This is a genomic window from Pseudomonas haemolytica (assembly GCF_009659625.1).
Taxonomy (GTDB): Bacteria; Pseudomonadota; Gammaproteobacteria; order Pseudomonadales; family Pseudomonadaceae; genus Aquipseudomonas; species Aquipseudomonas haemolytica.
Window position 1 is genome coordinate 1,323,321 of record NZ_VOIW01000001.1, and the last position, 19,669, is coordinate 1,342,989.

The following is a 19,669-nucleotide window of genomic DNA, read 5'->3' on the forward strand; positions in this document are numbered from 1 at the left end:
CGTTCAGTGACGATGCTGGCGGGTGACGCCGGCATCGAATTGCGCGACCACTTGCTGCCAGCCGGCCGCGATCAGCCCCTGGTCAGTGAGGTCGGAAGGGGCGGCGAGGTTGGCGCTGCGATTGAGCCAGATATCCGGCTCGGTGCCCTGCACGCGCATCAGCAGCGAACCGCTGGTGGCCGGTGCCTGGCTCAAGCCCAGGTAGGCGGCCGGTGCGAGCAACTGCCAGCGGTGGTCGCCTCGGCTGACCGAGCTGGCATCCTGGGCAAACGGTGCGAAGCCTTCTTCAGCCAGTTGCTCAGGTGTGGGCAAGGCGCTTTGCTCCTGCTGCAGCAAGTGGATCTCGTCCAGGGTCACCCGCAGGTCGGCGTAGATGCCTTGCTCGGCAGCGCTCAAGTCGCGGCGGGCGTCCAACTGATGGCTCGGTACCGCCGCGACTTCCTGGGTTTCGCCGTGCAGGGCCACCACCGTGCCCGCCACCGCCAGGATGATCAGGCACAACAGCAGCACGTAGAGGGTTTCATGGCCAGCGCCAGCGGGGCGTACAACCTGTGTAGTACTCATTGCGCCTGGATGTCCGCTTGGTCGATTTCCACCACGTGGCCGGGGCCGGCGTCAAACAGTACATAGAACTCGGCCGCGGGCTTCTTGAAGGTCAGGGTCGAATCTTCACCGAGCTTGCCCGGCACCAGGATGGTTTCGTCGTAGCCGATCACATCCAGGGTCACACCGGGGGCGCCGCTGCCGTCGGAGAAACCGCCTTTGCATTGGATCTGCTCGCCGGGGATTTCCTTGCATTCGCACATCGGGTTGTGGGCAAAGGCGGTGGTACTGAAACCGGCGCACAGCAACAGCGCGGCGCGGGTCAGGCGCTTGAACGTCATGGTTTGACTCCTTGCTTGTTCAGCCAGGCAATAGTGGCAGGCGAAGCCTGGCTCAGCGGGATGGAACCCTGGTGCATGCTGCCGTCCCAACCTTCCATGGTCACCCACACTTCGGCATCTACCGGTGTGCGTTCCGGCACCGGCAAGGCAGCGCCCATGCGGTACGGCGTGCCAAAGAAAATCACCCCGGCAGCGCGCAGGCTGCGTGGTTTGCCGATACGCAGGTAAGTGGCCTTGACCTGATTGGCGCAGGTGTCACACAGGGCGGCATTGAAGAATTTCAACGGGCCGGCCGGGTTCGGGCGGGGGCCTTCATTGCGGAACTCGACGAGGGTCAGGCTCCAGGGGCCGACTTGCACTTCCCCGGCCACGCGCTCGCCGATGCCGCTGTCACCGCGAAACAGGGCGGCATCGGCGAAGTATTTGGGCATGAAGCCCAGGGGCACCAGCAACAGCAGAATGTTGATGTGGAAGCGCCATTTCAGCCAGAAGGCGCGCAGAGGGGAAGGCGGTACAGTCGCAACCTTGCTCATCGCTGGGCCTCCGAGGCTTGAGCCTGCATGGCCGGGATGGCAGCGGGTTGACATTGCGTCTTGGCTTCGCGCTTGAGCGCGTTGAGGGTGGCCAGTGCTGTGCGCTTGGTCCAGATCAGCAGGCCGCTGAGCACCATCATGCTCATGATCAGGCCGAAGAACGCCCAGATCAGCTTGATCCACAATCCGCCGAAGTCGCCGGTGTGCAGCGGGCGCATGGACTCGGTGACAAATTCCAGTTTCGAACGGTCGGACAACAAGTGTGCGGCGGCGACCTCCCCGTCATAGGGGTTGATCTGTGCGGTCTGGTACATCAGCGGGTACCAGCCCCGTCCGCCGATCTGCAGGTGGCTGTAAGCGTTAAGGGGCAGGCTGATGAAGCTTGGCTCCAGGCCCGGGATACGCTGCGTGGCGATTTTGATAGCGTCATCCACGGGAATCATTGGCGCCGGTACGCCAGGCGCCGACATCGGCACCTTATCCCGGGCAATCACCGGGATGACGGGTTCGGTGGAAATCGAAATATGGTTGTCCCCCAGGATGGCGCGGATCAGGAACCAGATGCCGGTGACGGAAATCACGGCAATGAACCAGATCGACCAGATGCCGCTCAACCGGTGGAAGTCTCCCCAGAAGATTCGCGCACCGTGGCGCACACGCAAGGTGGGCCGCAGGAAGCCCTTCCAGAACTTCTTGTATACCACCAGCCCTGTCACCAGTGACGCAAGCAGCGGTATGCCGAGGGCCGACACCAAATACCAACCCCAACTGTAGCCATTGGTGAACGGCACCAGCCACCAGCCGTGCAGGGCGCGGGTAAATTCCTGGAAGTTGAACGATGGGCTGATGCCCTGGATCGCCCCGGTGTAGGGATTGACGTAGACCTCGACGGAGCGCCCGTCGGGGTAGCTGAGGTCTACGCTGAGAGCGAAGTGGGATTCGTCGGGGCGGCTGATCGACTGGATGAACACTTGGGGTTCTTCGCGTTTGATCGCGGCGATCACTTGGTCGTAGCTCAGCGGTTGGGCTTCATCCGACGGCTTGCTCGCACGAATATCCGGGTTTGCCAGCCAGACGATTTCCTGGCTGACCACCGCCAGGGTGCCGGTAACGCAGACGATCAGTACGAAGAACCAGATGGGCAATGCCAGCCAGCTATGTACGAGAAACCAGAGTTTGGAGCGTGACTTCTTGGACATATGAATGAGGGTCTTGATCGGAGGGGGCGATGGAGGCCCGGAAAAGGCCGGTCGTAGCTTTTGCTGACGCGACAGGCTGTATCTAAATTAAGACGGATGAGAATGAGAAATCCCTAAGGCGCATATGAAAGAAAATGTTTCAGGTTCACATTCAAGTAGCATTTAGGGGCTGATCGAACACGAAACATGTTTCATGCGGTCACTCCGTCGCCATTGATGGGGCTGGGTAGGATGGGCCGACACCATCGAGCGAGCCCTCCAGAAAATGACTGCCAGAACCCTCTACGACACACACATCGATTCCCACACGGTGTGCGCCCTGGCTCGGTTGACACGGCGTGCCTCGTCGACTTAAGTGGAGCCGACATGGACGTCGGCTCACTAAAGGAAAGTTCGTAACATGGACGTGCTGAACGTAGATCCTCAATCGACACTGTCGACCCGCAACGCACGCCTGATCATCTTTGCCCGCGGCGTGTCGGATTTCGGCGCGTTCCTCAACATGGTGGCGTTGTCCACTTATGTGTACTGGCTCAGCCAGAGCGTTGTGTTTGTCAGCATCTTCCTGGCGTGCCGGGTCACTGGCGGGATTCTCGCCAGCTTGTTTGGCATCCCGTTCTTTCGCCGGTTTGCGGGGCGTGGCACGTTGGCGGGGCTGGACTTGGCCCGGGCGCTGTTGCTGACGCCGCTGCTGGTGCTGTTACCGGCCCATCAACTCACGCTGTTGCCCTTTATCGCCTTCGGCATCGGCCTGTGCAATTCGCTGTTTGCCATTGGCCTCAACAGTCAGTTGCCCACCTGGGTCGCGCTTGAGCAGCGGGTGAATACCAACGCATGGATCACCTCGGCGGCCGCTACCGGGGCGGTCTTCGGCAGTTTGCTCGCAGGCTTGCTGATCGCCACGGGGGGATTTGAAGCGGTGTTTGCCGTCAACATCGGCACCTATGTGATTGCCGCTTGCCTGGTCTTGCCCTTGCGTGCGTTGTATAGCGTTACCGTTGCCGCCCATCGCGGGCTTGCCGCCGAATGGCACGAACTGACCAAGGGGCTGCGCGGTGCACCGGTGCTGGCCGCGATGTTGCTGATCAGCATGCTCGACACCCTTGGCAGCGCGGCCCATAACGTCGGCTGGCCGGTGCTCTCGCAGTACATTTCCCCAGACACGGCCAAGACGGTCATGGGTTATCTGCTGGCGGTGTGGGCCTGCGGCAAGTTCGTCGGCGCGCGCATCGCCAGTGCGGTGTTGAAAGGCCGTGGCACCCAAGGAATGGAACGCTTGTTCATGCTCGGTGTGGCGTTGATGTCCAGCGGGTTCATCCTGACATTCCAGCAGACCGAACTGTGGATGGCGCTGTTGCTGGTGGTGTGGGCGGGGCTGGGCGATGGGTTGTCCGAGGTGGCGTTGATCTCTCGTGCGCAAAGCGAGCCCGATAGCTTGCGCTTGCCGCTGTTCAGCCTCTTGACCCTGATCCAGATGGCCGGCTTTGGCGTGGGCATGCTGGTGGTCGGGCCGTTCTATGTGACGTGGACACCGGCCCAGGTGATCGTGTTGTTCCATGGGCTGCCATTGACCGCCTTGATGGTCATGACGATATGGCTGGGCTGCAATGCTTATCGGGGTGTCAGATCGACAAACCCTTGAAGTGCTCCTGTAGAAACTCCACACAGGCGCGCAGCTTGCCGCAGTAGAGGCTACGCGCACGTTCTTCTGTGGAGGGTGTTCAGCTGGTGCGAGCAAGCTCAAGCCCACAGGGTTAACTTTGCTTGAACATCTCTACGGCACGCTGGCGGATTTGCTCCTCGGTCAGGTCCTCCTTATGGGTGGCCAGGAACCAGAGGTGACCGAATGGATCTTTCACACTTGCGGAGCGGTCGCCATAGAACTGGTCTTTCGGCGCGGACACTTCGATGGCGCCGGCATCAACGGCTTGTTTGAACTGTGCGTCCACATCGTCTACATACAGATGCAAACCGACGCTGGGATGGGTATCCGGATTGCGCAGGGCTGTTTCATCGCACGGTGTGCCCAGCATGATCACCGCTTTGCCAATACGCAGCTCGGCATGACCGACTCTGCCGTCGGGCATGTCCAGGCGCATTAACACTGAGGCGCCAAAGGCCTTCTGGTAGAACTCGATCGCGTGTGCGGCCTCGTTGATCCCCAGATAGGGGGTAATACCGTGGTAACCCTCGGGAATAGGTTTAACGCTCATATCGTTCTCCTCGGATTGTGGTTTTGGAGCGACGGCCTATTCACTATAGGCCACGTAGCGCGTGGCCTGCGGGCAACCGACGAGGTGTTCATGTCAAGGCTGTATGGTGGGCTCCAGCAACTGGGCACCCGGCCCGTACTCACGGAGCTTATCGCCTTGGTTACGCAGCGGGCACGCTTGCATCGAGAGGCACCCGCAACCAATGCAGCCATTGAGCTTGTCCCGCAACAGCATCAGCTTGTTGATGCGCTCATCCAGGTCTTCACGCCACAGCGCTGACAAGCGCTCCCAGTCTTGAGCATTCGGAGTACGCCCATCCGGCAATGCCTGCAACGCCGCGCCAATCGTCGCCAGCGGAATGCCTAAACGCTGGGCGATTTTGATCACCACCACTCGCCGCAGTACATCGCGTGGATAACGCCGTTGGTTGCCGGCATTGCGGTTGCTCTTGATCAGCCCTTTGGATTCGTAGAAGTGCAGCGCGGTGACTGCCACGCCGCTGCGCGCAGCCAACTGACCGACGCTGAGTTCTTTATTGAGCATGAATAACTCCCAAACAGTACTTGACCTCGACTTAACTAGAGGTTTTACCCTGCGTGGCATCGAATCGCAAGATTCTGCCTACAGAGAAAGGGGAGTGTTCATGCAGGTATCAGAGAAAAATCGCAGCTTCACTCAATTGATCGAGTTTCAGATCGAACCCCGTCAGCAATCTGCCCTGGTGGCGGCCTTGACCACCCAGAGCGAGCGTCTGGCCGAAAAACATGGCGGGTTCCTGAGTGCCAGCGTGCAGGTCAGCGATGATGGGCGACGGGTGCTCAATTACCTGCAATGGCAATCCCGCGAAGACGGTGAGGCCGCCTTCAAGTGCTTTGAGCAGGGTGATGAAGATTTCTGGACGCTGATCCGCGCTCACCAGGCCACGGCGGTGACCTTCGGTTCATTCCAGGTGCTGCGCAGTTTCGAGCGCAGCCAGGACGACGCTTTGCACTGCCGGCTAAATGGATAGATGCAGCATCCGCTCGCCTTGCACGTTTTCCCCAGGCCGGCGCTTGTTCACCGCCAACTCGCCGATCTTGATCAGGCGTGTGCGCGTGACGTTTCGGCTCAGGCCCAGCAGGTTGGCGGTGTGCACCTGGTTGTAATGGCTGAAGCGGTAAGCGGCACGCAATAACGCGTCATCGACCTTTTCGTGCAGGGCACCGGCCTGTTCTTCGAAGAGCCTCTGAAAAGCCCGTGCGAGCAGGGCTTCGGCGCTGTTATCGGTGCCGTACTGGCTGTCGTCCTGGCGTTCGATGCGCATATTTGACAGGCGCAGATCGTCTCGCTCGATCACCCCGTTACGGCAGATCAGCAACGTGTGGTGAATCACGTTTTCCAACTCTCGGATATTGCCCGGCCAACTGTAGCTCCTGAGCTTGTGTTCGGCTTCCCGGCTGATCGTAATCGGGCCGTACCCCAGGCGCTGGCTGTAGGCATCGATAAAGTGCCGGGTCAGCGGCAGGATATCGCCGGGGCGCTCGCGCAGTGGGCTGAGTTCCAGGCTGACCACGTCGAGGCGATAGTAGAGGTCTTCACGGAAATGCCCGGCGTTGATTGCCTTTTCCAGCTGTACATTGGTGGCGGCCAGGACCCGCACATCGATAGGAATACTCTTGCGCGAGCCCACGCGCACCACTTCACGCTCCTGCAGCACCCGCAGCAGTTTGACCTGGATGGTCATCGGCAGATCGCCGATCTCATCGAGGAACAAGGTGCCGCCGTCTGCCTCTTCGAACCAGCCGGCCTTAGCACTGAGAGCGCCTGTAAACGCACCTTTCTCGTGGCCGAACAGCTCCGCTTCCACCAGGGATTCAGAGAAGGCCCCGCAGTTCACTGCCACAAATGGCCGGTTGCGCCGAGCGCTGAGGTTGTGGATATGCCGCGCTACCAGCTCCTTGCCAGTGCCGGTCTCGCCGATGATCAGCACACTGGCTTCGCTGGGCGCCACTTGCTGGATATGGTCCAGCAGCGCCTGGGATTTCGGGTCTTCGAAGACCTGGGCCGTGGCGCGGATCGAGGTCGCGAGGGCGGGCGAGGGCGGTAGGGTTAAAAGCTGCATGGGCACCTCTTTCAGGAATAGAACGGCGGAATCGGAAGAGACTGGTTCAACGCCCAGTCGCCGAGTTCTTGCCGTTTGGGTGCCCAGATATAGAGGGATACGGTTATTCCGTAAACGAACGTATATCCATATTTATAGATCTTAAGTGAATATATGATCTGTGTTATCTGAGACGCCGTAACGGTTGATAGCAACTATCACGGACGATGATTTTTAACCGGCAGGGGGCGGGAGTAGCCTGTGTTCATTGACTCGAAACCTCCCCCGACAGGCCCCTCCCATGAATCGTCTACTCGCTATCTCGTTGCTGCTTGCCACCGCCGTGCTCGCCGGATGTGCGAGCCACCCATCGCCAGAATTGCGCCCCTACACGGCGCAAGAAACCCAACAACTGGAATTGGAAGCGCTGAGCCGTCGAGGCTTGTCGTTTGATGAATATCAACAGCAGCGCGCCGCACTGACTGGCCAGTCGCAGAAAGCCTTCGGCTTTGATCACCAGGCTGAAATGAATGCGCAGCGGGCTGCACAGCGCAGCGGTCGTGCGAGTTAACCCAGGTGACGACAGGTGTGTTGTCGGGTTTGACGGGCCAATATCTGTCGGCTAGAACTTAACCTTGACAACTCATCATGGCTGCATTGCGCAGGCGGATGGTTGAGTAGAGTGTCTGGTTGTTCCTGTCTCTTTGGCTTTGTGCCATGTAGTAGTTTCGCAGTGGAATTGCATTGCAAGACATTCCAAATTGAATGGACTTCGGGGTCGCATCAGCCGTCTGCGGCGTGTAATTCCGTGTCGGGTGCTTTCTGACGGGAACGTGAAACTGCGCAGTCTTTCTTCGATGGAAATACGCCTGGCCTGCCTTTGAGGCTGGTGATCATGACGATGTCGATTGGTTGGGAGTCGCTTGTTTCGCGCTGTGGCCGGGTTTTGCCTGTCTTGTTCTGCGCGTTGTTGAGTGTGGAGGTATCTGCGCAGGCCTGTACTGAACCGGCTTACATAGCGGGAACAGTCTATAAGCAAGGCGATCGGGTGCAGAACCACAACAATGAGTTTGAATGCAGGCGGGACAATGACTCTCCGCCATTAGGGCCGGGCAGTTGGCAATGGTGCCAGCAAAGCGACTACAACCCCGGCCGACCCGCGTCCAACGGCGCTGTTATCTGGCCTGACGCCTGGAAAGACCTCGGCGCGTGCGGTGGCTATTCGGGTAACCGGCTGATCTTGAACTTCGCCACGTTGAGCGGCCGAGGGCCTGTCAGTCAGCCAACGCCTGGTGTGGCCGGAGCCGATCAGTTGGTCACCGGCGTCTTGCGCTGCCAGGGCGAAGAAATTCCGATCAGCGCCAGGTCCGGCGAAACGATCCATCTCGATAACTTGAAAGCGTGCGACTACCAATTAGTGATGAATGTCGCCAATGGGTTTGTGCCCTTGAACACGCCGCGTATTGTTTCGTTCCGCCGCGACGAAGGCGAGGAACAAAGCATCACCCTGAAATATCGGCCACCGGTTCAGGTTGGCAAACTCAGCGGTCTGCCGGGTATCAAGATCGAACTGTTTGCCCAGGGGCTGATTCAGCCTCGGCAAATGGCCATGGGCAAGAACGTGCTTTATGTGGGTTCCAGTGCGATTCCGTCTTATGTCTACGATGGAAAGATCGCCGATATGGTCTACGCCTTGCCACTCGACAGCAGCGGCAAACCGACCGGTATCTATGTGATCGCCAGCGGCCTGGAAGAGCCCCACGGTGTAGTGTATCGCGACGGTGATTTGTATTACTCGACCACCGGCGGACTCTATCGCTTGCGTAACGCCGATGAGCATTACAAGAACCCTGCGCCTGAGCTGGTGTTCAAATTTCCAGCCGATGATTCGGCCTTTCCACTGCCATCCGTGGCGTCCGGTTCCAGCACGCGCGTCTGGCACATGAAGCACCCCTTGCATTTCAATCCCCTGGACCCTGCGGACAAGGGGCTTTACACCGCCGTGGGTATCCCCTGCAATCTGTGCATGATTCCGGCTGACCCGCGCTACGGCACGTTGTTGCGTTATGACACTGTGACCGGCAAGGCACAAATCCTTGCAAAAGGGGTACGTAACTCCGTCGGTTTCGACTGGAACCCAAAGACAGGTGACATCTGGTTCACCGATAACAACCGCCAGGGTTTTCCCAACCCCGATGAGATCAACCGTATCAGCGGGCCCGCCCAGCATTTTGGGGTGCCTTACCTTTTTGGCAAAGGTACCTTGGGGTTTACTGACGAAGAGTTTCGTAACCCAGGGGTGATTCAGCCGCCCTTGGTTCAGGGGGCTATTGTTTCTGATAAGTCCTTGCAGGAGGTCAATCCGAAAGACTATGTACCTGCGGCCTTTGAGTTGGGTACCAACACAGCGCCACTGGGATTGAAGTTCTGGGAGGGGTACCCGGCTCCTGCAAATACTCAGAATATGCTGGTGGCGGTACATGGTGCGGGTACCGCGGCGCGGCCGGGCATGGATATACGGGTCGTCTCCATACAAGACGGAACACGGGTGGTGAACCAGATTCCGTTGATCAACGGGTTTATCCAGGACCCACTGCGTTTTGATGTGTATTGCCTGGACGACTCCTGTATTGGCCGGCCGGCAGACTTCCTGGAGCTGGAGGACAAAAGCCTGCTGGTTTCCGATGACGTCGCGGGGGTGATCTATCGGGTGAGTTATGACGCTACAGGCCTGCCGGATACGCAGCTAGTCTTGCGACCAGCGCTGGCACCCGCGCCTGAGCTTGAGGATGAAATGGTCAGCGGCACCCTGATCTCTCCCGGTGGTAACACCCGCCAGTTCCATTCGTCCTTCAACCCCGCCGACAATCAGGCTGCCTTGATCCTCAAAGGCTTGCCTTATGGCACCTATCAGGTACGACTCAATGATGTGAAGAACTGGATTCCGCAGACGCGCAATACGTCGCTCACCTTGTCCGCCGAGAACAGCAAGCAGACGTTGAACCTGGGGTACCGGCTGCGGCCAGTCAAGTTGGCTATCAAGATTACGGTGCTAGCGCCTGCCAAGCCGGCATCCGTGACGGATGCCAATTGGCACTTCACCCTCAAGCCCAAAGACCCTGCGGATGCGGTGCCGAAAGTGGTGCAAGTGCCATGGGGTAAAAGCGTCACTGAGCTTTTGGACTACGGGGATTACGACGTCGTTTACCCCTTCTTCGCGCAGGAAAAACCGCAGCCGGAACTGGTTTCGCTGCGTATCAACGAAGAAAGCCAGGACGAACAACTGACGCCTCTCACTTATCGCCATGTACCGAACTTGGGCGAAACGGTGCTCGCCGAGTCGTGCACCAAGTGCCACGCGGTGGAGTTTTTCAAAAACCTGCGCATGGCGGTGGCGTGGAGTTCCGCTGGCGAGGCGGCGTTGGTGCGGCAAATTCAGACCATGGGGGTGGCTGGGCATTGCGATACCACTTGTGCCAGCGAGATCAGCAAGCACTTGTTTGACGTGGTATGGGCGCCGTACCTGCGCCCTACCGAAGCCCATGGCCAGCGGCAATTACGCCTGCTGACACGTGACGAATATGCAAACAGTGTCAAAGATATCCTGGCCGTTACGGTCGATACGCAGAGGCTGCCGGCGGATAAGTCGGAAAAGGACTTCAAATTCCCTGGCGAGGCCAGCAAAGGATTCTTGCAGGCTGAAGACATCAAGCAACTGTATGACATGGCCGTGTCCATTGCTGACCGGATGACGCCCGAACAGGTGTACCAACTCAAATCGACTGCCAAGGGGCAGATCGTGAGTGCCTTGGGCTACCAGCTTTTCCGCCGGCATCTGACCGTGGCTGAGCTTGCACGCTATCAAACCGTACTGGATGAGCAAGGGCACCGGGCTCTGGTAACTGCACTGCTGTTGTCGCCCAACTTTCTCTATCGCTCGGAGCTGGGCCAGCCCGTGGCGGGGAAAACCGAGGTCTACAGGTTGACGCCTTACGAGACCGCGACGGCGTTGTCCTACACCTATCAAGGAACTACGCCAGACGCGCAGTTGCTGGCAAAGGCTGAGCGCAATGAGTTGCAGACCCCGCAGCAGATCACGGCGGAAATCGACCGCATGATGCGCACCGAAAAAGGCCTTGAGCAGTTCAACCGATTCATCAGCTACTACATAAGGACACAACGCGGCGTGCAGGAAAAGCCGGGGTTGGATGCGTCCATGATCCAACTGATGACGCAGGAACAATCGCTGTTGACCCGCCATGTAATGCTCGATGGCAAGGGCACGCTGGATGAGTTATTCAACCCAGGGGTGACGTTTCTCAATCAGAGGCTGGCTGAGCACTACGGTATCAGCGGAGTTACAGGTAATGCGCTGCGCAAGGTCGTTGTGGATGAGAAGCGCGGAGGGTTGCTGCACTTGGGGCTGTTTCAAGCTTCCACCGCCGATTACAAGGTCACGTCGTTGGTCAAACGCGGCATCACGATTCGCGAACAACTGTTTTGCCGAGAGTTTGGTGCGCCGGTCGAAGCGCAACCCACCGAGCCGACGTATCCGCCGCGTGCAATTACAACCCGCGAACGCTGGGATCTGATCAACGGCAAAGAGGCTTCAAAAGGGCGGTGCTGGCAATGCCATCAGTATATGAATGACACCGGCGCCTCCATGGAGCATTACGACGCCACCGGGCGCTATCGCCAGCAGGAGCCAGCCTACAACTACGCCCAGTTCCCTGTGCAGTTGCCGATCAAGTCATCCGGCCCGTTCATTGGCGTCGATGGGACAGTGCCCATCGAGGACGTGCGGGATATCTCTAAGCTGATCGCCCACAACTCGGCGTCGTTGTTCTGCATGGCCGACAGTTACTTTCGCTTTGCGGCGGGTAATAGATCTGACGAATCCACGTCCGCTACGCTCAAGGCGCTTACCGATGGGCTGAAGGACACCGGCTCATTACCGGCGATGTTGCGCACGCTGGGCACTTCTAACGCGTTTCAATTCAAGAAGCAGAGGGATTGATCATGGATATCCTGAAAAGTCGTCGCCGCTTTCTGACTGGCCTGGCTGCAGTCGGGGTGTTCGGGCCGCTCACCCAATTTGGATTGGCGCGTATTGCTCTGGCGGGGCAAAGCCAGCAGGCCAAGCTCAAGGTGGTGTTTTTTGTCGTGCCCGATGGTCTGGCAGTCGACTCCGAATCGGCATACTCCAGCGATGGTCGGGGGCTATGGCATCCCAGTGCCAATGGCTTGGACACATCAGACTTCCAGCTCAATGAGGTCAGCCAGGAACTTGCGGCCTACAAGGACCAATCTTTATACCTGCGTGGCACGATTCTCGGTCCAGGTAATGAAGGTCACAATGGATGGACCTGGGCTTTACGCGACAGCCAGAAAAAAATGGCATCGATCGATGTGCTGCTGGGGGAGCATATTCCGGGAACCGACCCCGCCCAGCGCAGCGTGTTTGCCGGGCCGCATGCGGGCATCGACGGTACGCCCTGGTATGTGTCGTGGAGTGGGCAGCAAAGCGGCGGTGGTATCCGCACGCCGGTGCAGGATCCTGAAGTGCTGTTGCAAAATCTCTTTGGCACCGTGAGTCGAGAGGTGCGTGAGAAACAGGTGCGCAACAGTCACGTTTTCGATCCGGTGCTGGCAGATATCAACGAGATGCGAGGGCGGCTTTCCGGTGTGCAGAAGCAAAAGCTTGATACGCAGTTGGATGCGGTGGAGCAGACCCTCAAAGATATGGAAGAGACGTTACCGCCTATTGGCGAGTGTGCTCCGTTGGAACTTGAATCAGTGCCTTTCAAGTCTGCAGCCTTTCGTAATCAGGTGCAGGCCAGCCATCACCAGGTGGTGGCCACCGCGCTGGCGTGCGGAATCACGCGTGTCGCTACAATTCAGGTGGGTCGCTCCGCGGAGTCCCTGAATATTCTGGATGTCAGTGACGTCACCAACCCCCATGATTGCGCACACCGCTATGCTGGGCTGGCTGTATGGAAGAAGTCCCGTCAGTGGTATACCCAGCGGGTCAGGTTGTTCATGGATGAACTGGCGCGCCATACCGATCCTGACGTAACTACCGATAGCTTGCTCAAGCACACTCTGGTCGTGTTCACCAGCGAAATGGCTGATGGCGCCCCCGAACATACGAAGGATATGCCTTTGGTATTGATGGGGGGAGCTAGCGGATTGTTGAAGAGTGGCGATGGGGCGGGGCGCTATTTCAATATCACGGCGCAAGGCGACCGTAAGCAAGAAGGCAACCCTGTGATTGGTAATACCATGGTCGATATGCAGCGGATTTGGGCGACTATTGCCAAGGCAGCAGGAACCAGCGTGCCGTATGCTGGGAATGTTGATCCGGTAAGCGGGATATTTACTAACGTTTAAGTTTTGGTGTGTTGTACGAAAAGCCGAAAAGTCTGCAGGTGAGACTTTTCGGTTTTTTGCGTTTAGGCCCAATCGTTCTAACAGCGCGCCCGTACAGACTGTTAAGCTGAATTTCAGGAGCGTTCCAACGCACATTTAAATAAAGTTTCCTTTTTTAATCGCATTCGATCGGTTAAACCTGACGATCTCAATTCCGGTCGATGCTCCCCGAGACGCTGCTCTCGGGACACGCTTTGCGAGTTTTGTCATGAATAAACGTCCGTTGTATTTCGACTACGCCGCCACCACACCGGTGGATGAGCGGGTTATCCAGGTGATGGTCGAATGTCTGGGCTTCAATGCCAATTTCGGTAACCCTGCGTCCAGTTCCCATGCGTTCGGCCAGGCGGCCCGGCATACGGTTGAACAGGCGCGTCGCCAGGTGGCCGAGTTGGTCGGTGCCCAGCCTGAGCAGATCGTCTGGACCTCCGGTGCCACAGAATCCAACAACCTGGCGCTCAAGGGCGTAGCTCAGGCCCGTGGTGTGGCGGGTGGGCACGTCATCACCAGCCAGATCGAACACAAGGCTACGCTGGACACCGCTCGACAATTGCAGGAAGCCGGCGTAGCCGTGACGTACCTGGTGCCGGATGCGGACGGCTTGATCAGCGTCGAAGCTGTCAACGAAGCGTTGCGTGAGGACACCTTCTTGGTCTCGCTGATGCTGGTCAATAACGAACTGGGCACCCTGAACGACATCCCGGCCATCGGCGCGCGGGTGCGTGAGCATGGGGCTTTGTTTCATGTGGACGCGGCGCAAGGGGCGGGCAAGGTGGCGATCGACCTGACCCTGTGGCCGGTGGACCTGATGTCGTTCTCTGCCCACAAGCTGTATGGCCCCAAGGGCATCGGCGCGTTGTATGTCGGGCCTCGGGCGCAGCAGAAAGTGTTGGCGCAGATTCATGGCGGTGGCCACGAAGGGGGCTTGCGTTCCGGCACCCTGGCGACCCATCAGATTGCAGGCATGGGCACGGCGTTTGCCTTGGCAGCGGCATCCTTCGCCGATGAGAAGGCCACGATTGTTGCGTTGCGCCAGCGCCTGCTGGATAACCTGGAGTCGGTTGCCGGCTTGCGCCTCAATGGCAGCCCAAACCAGCGTATCCCACATACCCTCAGCCTCACGTTCAGCGAAGGCGAATTCAATTCTGCCGCATTGAGCGCGGGCATTGCCTTTTCCGCGACTTCCGCGTGCAATTCGGCAAGCAATGCACCGTCCCATGTGCTCCTGGCCTTGGGGCATGATGCTCGCACCGCCAGTCGCACTATCCGCTTGAGCCTGGGCCGGTTTACCACCGAACAGGACATCGACGACGCCGCGCAACTGATCAAGGCGGCACTGACCAGCGCACCGGCGTTCTGGGCGGTCTGATTTATCATTCGCAACCCATAACAATTATTAGTGGTTAGCAGGAGACACAATGAGTACGCAGCCTTTGACCCATGGAACGGTTCCCCAGCGCCTGGCGCATACCCGTGAACTGATGCGCCGCGAGGGCATTCATGCCCTGCTGGTGCCATCGGCCGACCCGCACTTGTCCGAGTACTTGCCGGGTTACTGGCAGGGCCGCCAATGGTTGTCCGGGTTTCATGGCTCGGTGGGGACGCTGATTGTCACGGCTGACTTTGCCGGGGTCTGGGCTGATAGCCGTTATTGGGAACAGGCGACCAAGGAGCTCAATGGCAGTGGCATTGAGTTGGTGAAACTGCAACCAGGCCAGCCTGGGCCGCTGGAGTGGCTGGCCGAGCAAACCCCTGAAGGTGGCGTAGTGGCTGTGGACGGCGCGGTCATGGCCGTGGCCTCGGCACGCACCCTGGGTGGCAAGCTGGTCGAGCGCGGTGCCAGCCTGCGTACCGATATCGACCTGCTCAATGAAGTCTGGCAAGACCGCCCGACACTGCCTGACCAGCCGATCTACCAGCACCTGCCTCCCCAAGCCACCGTCAGTCGTGGCGAGAAGCTGGCGACACTGCGTGCCAGCTTGAAAGACAAGGGTGCCGATTGGCATTTCATCGCGACGCTGGATGACATCGCCTGGTTGTTCAACCTGCGCGGTGGTGACGTGTCGTTCAATCCGGTGTTTGTGTCCTTTGCGTTGATCAATCAACAGCAGGCCACGTTGTTTGTGGCGTTGGGCAAGGTCGATGCCGAGCTGCGGGCTGTGCTTGAGCAGGATGGCGTGACCTTGCGTGACTACAGTGAAGTGGCCGAAGCGTTGCGTGCCGTACCGTCGGGTGCGAGCCTGCAGGTTGACCCCGCACGCGTGACCGCTGGCTTGCTGGATAACCTCGACGCAGGCGTCAAGCTGGTGGAAGGTCTCAACCCGACCACACTCGCCAAATCCCGCAAGAGCCTGGCGGACGCGGAACATATCCGCCAAGCCATGGAGCAGGATGGCGCGGCGCTGTGCGAATTCTTCGCCTGGCTCGACAGCGCCCTGGGCCGCGAGCGCATTACCGAACTGACTATCGACGAACACCTGACCGCTGCGCGTACCCGTCGCCCAGGTTATGTGTCGCTGAGCTTCAACACCATTGCCGCGTTCAATGCTAATGGCGCGATGCCGCATTACCACGCCACCGAAGAAGAGCATGCGTTGATCGAAGGGGATGGCTTGCTGTTGATCGACTCGGGCGGCCAATACCTGGGCGGGACCACGGACATCACGCGGATGGTGCCTGTGGGTACCCCGAGTGAAGAGCAGAAGCGCGATTGCACGCGGGTGCTCAAGGGAGTGATTGCGCTGTCCCGTGCGCACTTCCCCAAAGGCATTCTGTCACCGCTGCTGGACGCTATCGCCCGTGCGCCGATCTGGGCGGAAGGTGTGGATTACGGTCACGGCACAGGCCATGGTGTAGGTTATTTCCTCAATGTGCACGAGGGCCCACAGGTCATTGCCTACCAGGCCGTTGCTGCGCCACAAACGGCGATGCAGGCGGGGATGATTACTTCGATTGAACCGGGTACTTATCGCCCTGGACGTTGGGGTGTGCGTATTGAAAACCTGGTATTGAACCGAGAGGCGGGCAAGACCGAGTTTGGCGAGTTCCTCAAGTTCGAAACCCTGACCTTGTGCCCGATCGATACCCGTTGCCTGGAGCCGTCGTTGCTGACGGCGGATGAGCGGGAGTGGTTCAACGCGTACCACGCCGAGGTGCGCGCGCGCCTGAGCCCGTTGCTCGGTGGTGCGGCACTTGAGTGGTTGCAAGTGCGCACCACCGCTATTTGATGCAGCAGGCGAAATCTAGCTGAGGGCTTCGCGCACAAAGTCCAGACGGTCCTGACCAAAGAACAGATGGTTTCCTACAAAAAAACTAGGGGCACCGAACACGCCGCGTTTGACGGCTTGTTCGGTTTTGTCCTTGAGGGCGTTCTTGACGGCTTCATCATTGGACAGGGCCAGGATGTGCTCTGGATCGAACCCATGTTCGACGAGCACATTGGCGACGACCTCGGGATCACCAAGGTGACGGCCCTCTACCCAAAGCGCTCCGAACAGGCAGTCGATAAAGTCGGAAAAACGCTCAGGCTGGTGGATTTGCATGCCGGTGATTGCGCGCATCATTAACAAGGTATTGATGGGGAAGTGCGGGTTAAACCTGAGCGGCACGTTGTAGCGTTTGGCGTAACGCGCCAGGTCATCCAGCATGTAGCGCCCCTTGGCCGGCACCGTAATCGGGGAGGCGTTGCCAGTTGCCTTGAACACGCCGCCCAACAGCATCGGCTGATACACCAACTGCGCGCCGGTTTCGGCGCAGAGCGCCGGTAGCTGGGTGTAGGCCAGGTAAGTGGCGGGGCTGCCGAGATCAAAGAAGAACTCCAGGGTTTTGCTCATGGTCGATACTCGCTGCTTATTGTTATAGGTCGTGTTACCAAGGTTCGTTCCAGGGGCGCAGGTCTAGCTCGAACGTCCAGGCATCTCGAGGCTGGCTATGCAGGAACCAGTAGTTGTCGGCAATGTGATCTGGGTTGAGGATGCCATCTTGATCCTTGAGGGCATATTTTTGCGGGAAGTTCTCGCGAATGAAGTCGGTATCGATGGCGCCGTCGACCACCACATGGGCGACGTGGATGCCCATCGGGCCTAATTCCCGCGCCATGCTTTGGGCAAGGGCGCGGATTCCGTGTTTGGCACCGGCGAATGCGGCAAACCCCGCGCTCCCGCGCAAGCCGGCAGTGGCGCCGGTAAACAGGAGGGTGCCGCGGTTACGAGTGACCATGCGCTTGGCAACTTCGCGCGCGTTCAAGAAACCAGAAAAGCACGCCATCTCCCAGATTTTGAAATATTTGCGTGCGGTTTCTTCCAGAATGCTGCAAGGCACGTTGGCGCCGATGTTGAAGACGAACGCTTCAATGGGCCCCAGTTCGCTTTCGATTTGCTCGACCAGTGCGATGACGTCATCTTCTTTGCGCGCATCACAGGCAAAGCCGTGGGCTTCTCCGCCTGCCGATTGGATGCTGTCTACCAGGGGCTGCAGTTTGTCGGCGCTGCGACGTGTGACGCAGGCGATGTAGCCTTCGCGAGCAAAGCGCTTGGCGATGGCGCCGCCGGTGGCGTCACCAGCACCGACCACCAATACGACTCTCTTGTTGTGCGTCATGGGAACTCCATTGGCTCGATAATCGAGCAGGAGTTTAGCCGCCGTGTCGCAAATGGCTTGGAATTTAGCGGGAATTTAAGATGAGCAGTCAGGAGGGACTGCTCGGGCTGCTATTTACAGATGACGATCATACTGCGGCTGGTGTAGCCGGCAGGGTTGAGGCCGAAGGGGTAGTCCCCGGGCTCCTCGGAGTTGTCACCGGACTTGGCAATCACCCGGTAACCCTTGGCGCCGCATGAATTGGCTGCACTGGTGTAGCACTGGTCCCAGGAGGAGGACAGGCCCGAACAGTTGATATGCAACCCTTTTTTGCCCCGCTTCACTTCTGTTTTGGTGGTTGCAGCACAGCCAGCGATGCCTACAACCAGCAACAGTATCAAAATTCGTTTCATTCCCATCCTTAAAAGGCCGCCCTGCAAAAGAGCAGAGCCGCTTTACTCGCTCTCGAGCCTGGCGTTCGTGCTGTCCGTGTCGAAACTCTCCATGAATGACATTCGCTTACGGCTTAAACATGGCCTAAATGAGCGGCAAATACCAGAGCTAGAATTAAAGATGATCAGTCGGCGGGCACCAGCGGTTTGGATTCGTTGCGCATTGTCAAAGTGGCACCCACGGAAGCCAGGATAATGCAAGTAATGGCCAGCCATTGGGCGAGGGATAGGTGCTCGTGCAAGAAAAGCAGGCCGGAGACGGCGCCGAACGCCGGCTCAATACTCATCAGCGTCCCGAACGTGCGCGCGGGGAGGCGAGTCAGTGCGACCATCTCCAGCGTGTAGGGCAAGGCAGTCGACAGAATTGCGACGCCGATGGCGATAGGAATCAGGGCGGGCGTCAGTAGTGCAGTGCCAGCATGCACGACCCCGATCGGTGCAACGAACAAGGCGGCAATCATTACGCCGAGTGCGGCGGTTTGAACACCGTTGTCATTCCCCGCCTTTTGGCCGAATAGAATATAGAGCGCCCAGCACACGCCTGCGCCCAGCGCGTAAGCCGCTCCTACCCAGTCTATACCGCTGCTGGCCTCGCCCATCGGGATCAGCAGGAGCAGGCCTATGATCGCGAGGGCAATCCACAGGAAGTCAACTGCTCGTCGTGAGGCGTAGATAGCGACGGCGAGTGGGCCTGTAAATTCGAGCGCTACTGCAATCCCCAAGGGCACGGTGCGCAGGGACATATAGAAGAGGAAGTTCATGCCACCCAGCGCCATCCCGTAGATGACCACTGTACGCAAGGACTTGGCTGTCAGCTTGGCGCGCCATGGGCGTAATAGAAGCAGCATGATCACACTGGCGAAAATCAAACGCAGGGCAGTGGTGCCTTGTGCGCCGACAATGGGGAACATGCTCTTCGCCAATGAGGCCCCGGATTGGATGGAGGCCATGGCGATCAACAGCAGGCCGACGGGAAACAGTGCAGAGGCCAGGCTGCGGGGAGGGGTGGTCATTGGAGGTGTTCTTCCGAAGTCATAGTCGATAAACAGAAGTCGCTATGATGCTTAACTGTTAAGCAATGAGCAATATATTGCTCATGTGCCGATTGTGGTTTTCTATATAGAAGGAATTGATAGAAAGCCCAAATTAAGAGTTGACGGCGAATTATATCTGTCTATAATTCGCCCCACTTCCGGCGCAGTCGAAACGGAAAACTCCTTGGTAAACAATGAGTTATGAGGTTTTCGGCAGCAGGTTGCTTCAGTTCATCGAAGCCGAAAGGAAGTTGAAAAAGAGGTGTT

At 58.5% G+C, this 19,669-nt stretch carries 18 protein-coding genes; 7 read left to right on the plus strand and 11 right to left on the minus strand.

Annotated elements, in window-relative coordinates; all coding sequences use genetic code 11:
- Positions 1-3: 3 nt before the first annotated feature.
- From FRT59_RS06225 to FRT59_RS06240, 4 genes are read right to left on the minus strand one after another with little or no spacing between them, the layout of a single operon-like run.
- A complete protein-coding gene (locus FRT59_RS06225; RefSeq protein ID WP_153870656.1) occupies positions 4-564 on the minus strand; it encodes a DUF6162 family protein in 561 nt (186 codons plus the stop codon).
- Positions 561-884 carry a hypothetical protein gene (locus tag FRT59_RS06230; RefSeq protein ID WP_153870657.1) on the minus strand — a complete coding sequence of 108 codons (324 nt, stop codon included), beginning with the start codon at positions 882-884 and terminating at the stop codon, positions 561-563. Before FRT59_RS06230 ends, FRT59_RS06225 begins: the two co-directional genes overlap by 4 nt.
- On the minus strand, positions 881-1,417 hold the full coding sequence (locus FRT59_RS06235) for a thiamine pyrophosphate-binding protein (protein ID WP_153870658.1): 537 nt from the start codon (positions 1,415-1,417) through the stop codon (positions 881-883). Before FRT59_RS06235 ends, FRT59_RS06230 begins: the two co-directional genes overlap by 4 nt.
- Positions 1,414-2,616: a PepSY-associated TM helix domain-containing protein gene (locus FRT59_RS06240; RefSeq protein WP_153870659.1), complete on the minus strand. Its 1,203-nt coding sequence runs from the start codon at positions 2,614-2,616 to the stop codon at positions 1,414-1,416. Before FRT59_RS06240 ends, FRT59_RS06235 begins: the two co-directional genes overlap by 4 nt.
- A gap of 400 nt (positions 2,617-3,016) precedes the next feature.
- On the opposite strand from FRT59_RS06240, the gene FRT59_RS06245 reads away from it, so the two are divergent.
- The gene (locus tag FRT59_RS06245; RefSeq protein WP_167524250.1) at positions 3,017-4,258 is read left to right on the plus strand and encodes an MFS transporter; all 1,242 of its coding nucleotides are present in this window, start codon (positions 3,017-3,019) and stop codon (positions 4,256-4,258) included.
- Positions 4,259-4,370: 112 nt separating this feature from the next.
- Here FRT59_RS06245 and FRT59_RS06250 read toward each other — a convergent pair whose 3' ends face one another.
- On the minus strand, positions 4,371-4,829 hold the full coding sequence (locus FRT59_RS06250; protein ID WP_153870660.1) for a VOC family protein: 459 nt from the start codon (positions 4,827-4,829) through the stop codon (positions 4,371-4,373).
- Positions 4,830-4,922: 93 nt separating this feature from the next.
- Positions 4,923-5,372, minus strand: a complete 450-nt coding sequence (soxR, locus tag FRT59_RS06255; protein ID WP_034116829.1) for a redox-sensitive transcriptional activator SoxR — start codon at positions 5,370-5,372, stop codon at positions 4,923-4,925.
- Between the two features lie 100 nt (positions 5,373-5,472).
- On the opposite strand from soxR, the gene FRT59_RS06260 reads away from it, so the two are divergent.
- Positions 5,473-5,838, plus strand: a complete 366-nt coding sequence (locus tag FRT59_RS06260; protein WP_034116828.1) for an antibiotic biosynthesis monooxygenase — start codon at positions 5,473-5,475, stop codon at positions 5,836-5,838.
- On the opposite strand, the gene FRT59_RS06265 is transcribed toward FRT59_RS06260, so the two are convergent.
- Positions 5,827-6,930 (minus strand): sigma-54 interaction domain-containing protein, encoded by a 1,104-nt coding sequence (locus FRT59_RS06265; RefSeq protein WP_034116827.1) that lies wholly within the window; start codon positions 6,928-6,930, stop codon positions 5,827-5,829. The genes FRT59_RS06260 and FRT59_RS06265 overlap by 12 nt on opposite strands.
- Positions 6,931-7,210: 280 nt before the next feature.
- Between FRT59_RS06265 and FRT59_RS06270 the strand changes: the two genes are divergently transcribed.
- From FRT59_RS06270 to FRT59_RS06290, 5 genes are all read left to right on the plus strand, one after another.
- Positions 7,211-7,480 carry a hypothetical protein gene (locus FRT59_RS06270; protein ID WP_034116826.1) on the plus strand — a complete coding sequence of 90 codons (270 nt, stop codon included), beginning with the start codon at positions 7,211-7,213 and terminating at the stop codon, positions 7,478-7,480.
- Between the two features lie 477 nt (positions 7,481-7,957).
- Positions 7,958-11,926, plus strand: coding sequence for a DUF1592 domain-containing protein (locus FRT59_RS27425; protein WP_325168008.1), 3,969 nt, complete (start codon positions 7,958-7,960; stop codon positions 11,924-11,926).
- Positions 11,927-11,928: 2 nt separating this feature from the next.
- Positions 11,929-13,299: a DUF1552 domain-containing protein gene (locus tag FRT59_RS06280; protein ID WP_153870662.1), complete on the plus strand. Its 1,371-nt coding sequence runs from the start codon at positions 11,929-11,931 to the stop codon at positions 13,297-13,299.
- A 247-nt stretch (positions 13,300-13,546) separates the two neighbouring features.
- Entirely contained in the window at positions 13,547-14,707 is a 1,161-nt protein-coding gene (locus FRT59_RS06285; RefSeq protein WP_153870663.1) for a cysteine desulfurase family protein, read from the plus strand.
- Positions 14,708-14,756: 49 nt separating this feature from the next.
- A complete protein-coding gene (locus tag FRT59_RS06290; RefSeq protein ID WP_153870664.1) occupies positions 14,757-16,565 on the plus strand; it encodes an aminopeptidase P family protein in 1,809 nt (602 codons plus the stop codon).
- Between the two features lie 15 nt (positions 16,566-16,580).
- Here FRT59_RS06290 and FRT59_RS06295 read toward each other — a convergent pair whose 3' ends face one another.
- From FRT59_RS06295 to rhtA, 4 genes are all read right to left on the minus strand, one after another.
- Entirely contained in the window at positions 16,581-17,171 is a 591-nt protein-coding gene (locus tag FRT59_RS06295; RefSeq protein WP_153870665.1) for a 2-hydroxychromene-2-carboxylate isomerase, read from the minus strand.
- 34 nt (positions 17,172-17,205) lie between these two features.
- Positions 17,206-17,937, minus strand: coding sequence for an SDR family oxidoreductase (locus FRT59_RS06300; protein WP_034116821.1), 732 nt, complete (start codon positions 17,935-17,937; stop codon positions 17,206-17,208).
- Positions 17,938-18,047: 110 nt separating this feature from the next.
- Positions 18,048-18,329, minus strand: coding sequence for a hypothetical protein (locus tag FRT59_RS06305; protein ID WP_003190182.1), 282 nt, complete (start codon positions 18,327-18,329; stop codon positions 18,048-18,050).
- Positions 18,330-18,493: 164 nt separating this feature from the next.
- Positions 18,494-19,381 carry a threonine/homoserine exporter RhtA gene (gene rhtA, locus FRT59_RS06310; RefSeq protein ID WP_034116820.1) on the minus strand — a complete coding sequence of 296 codons (888 nt, stop codon included), beginning with the start codon at positions 19,379-19,381 and terminating at the stop codon, positions 18,494-18,496.
- Positions 19,382-19,669 lie beyond the last annotated feature (288 nt).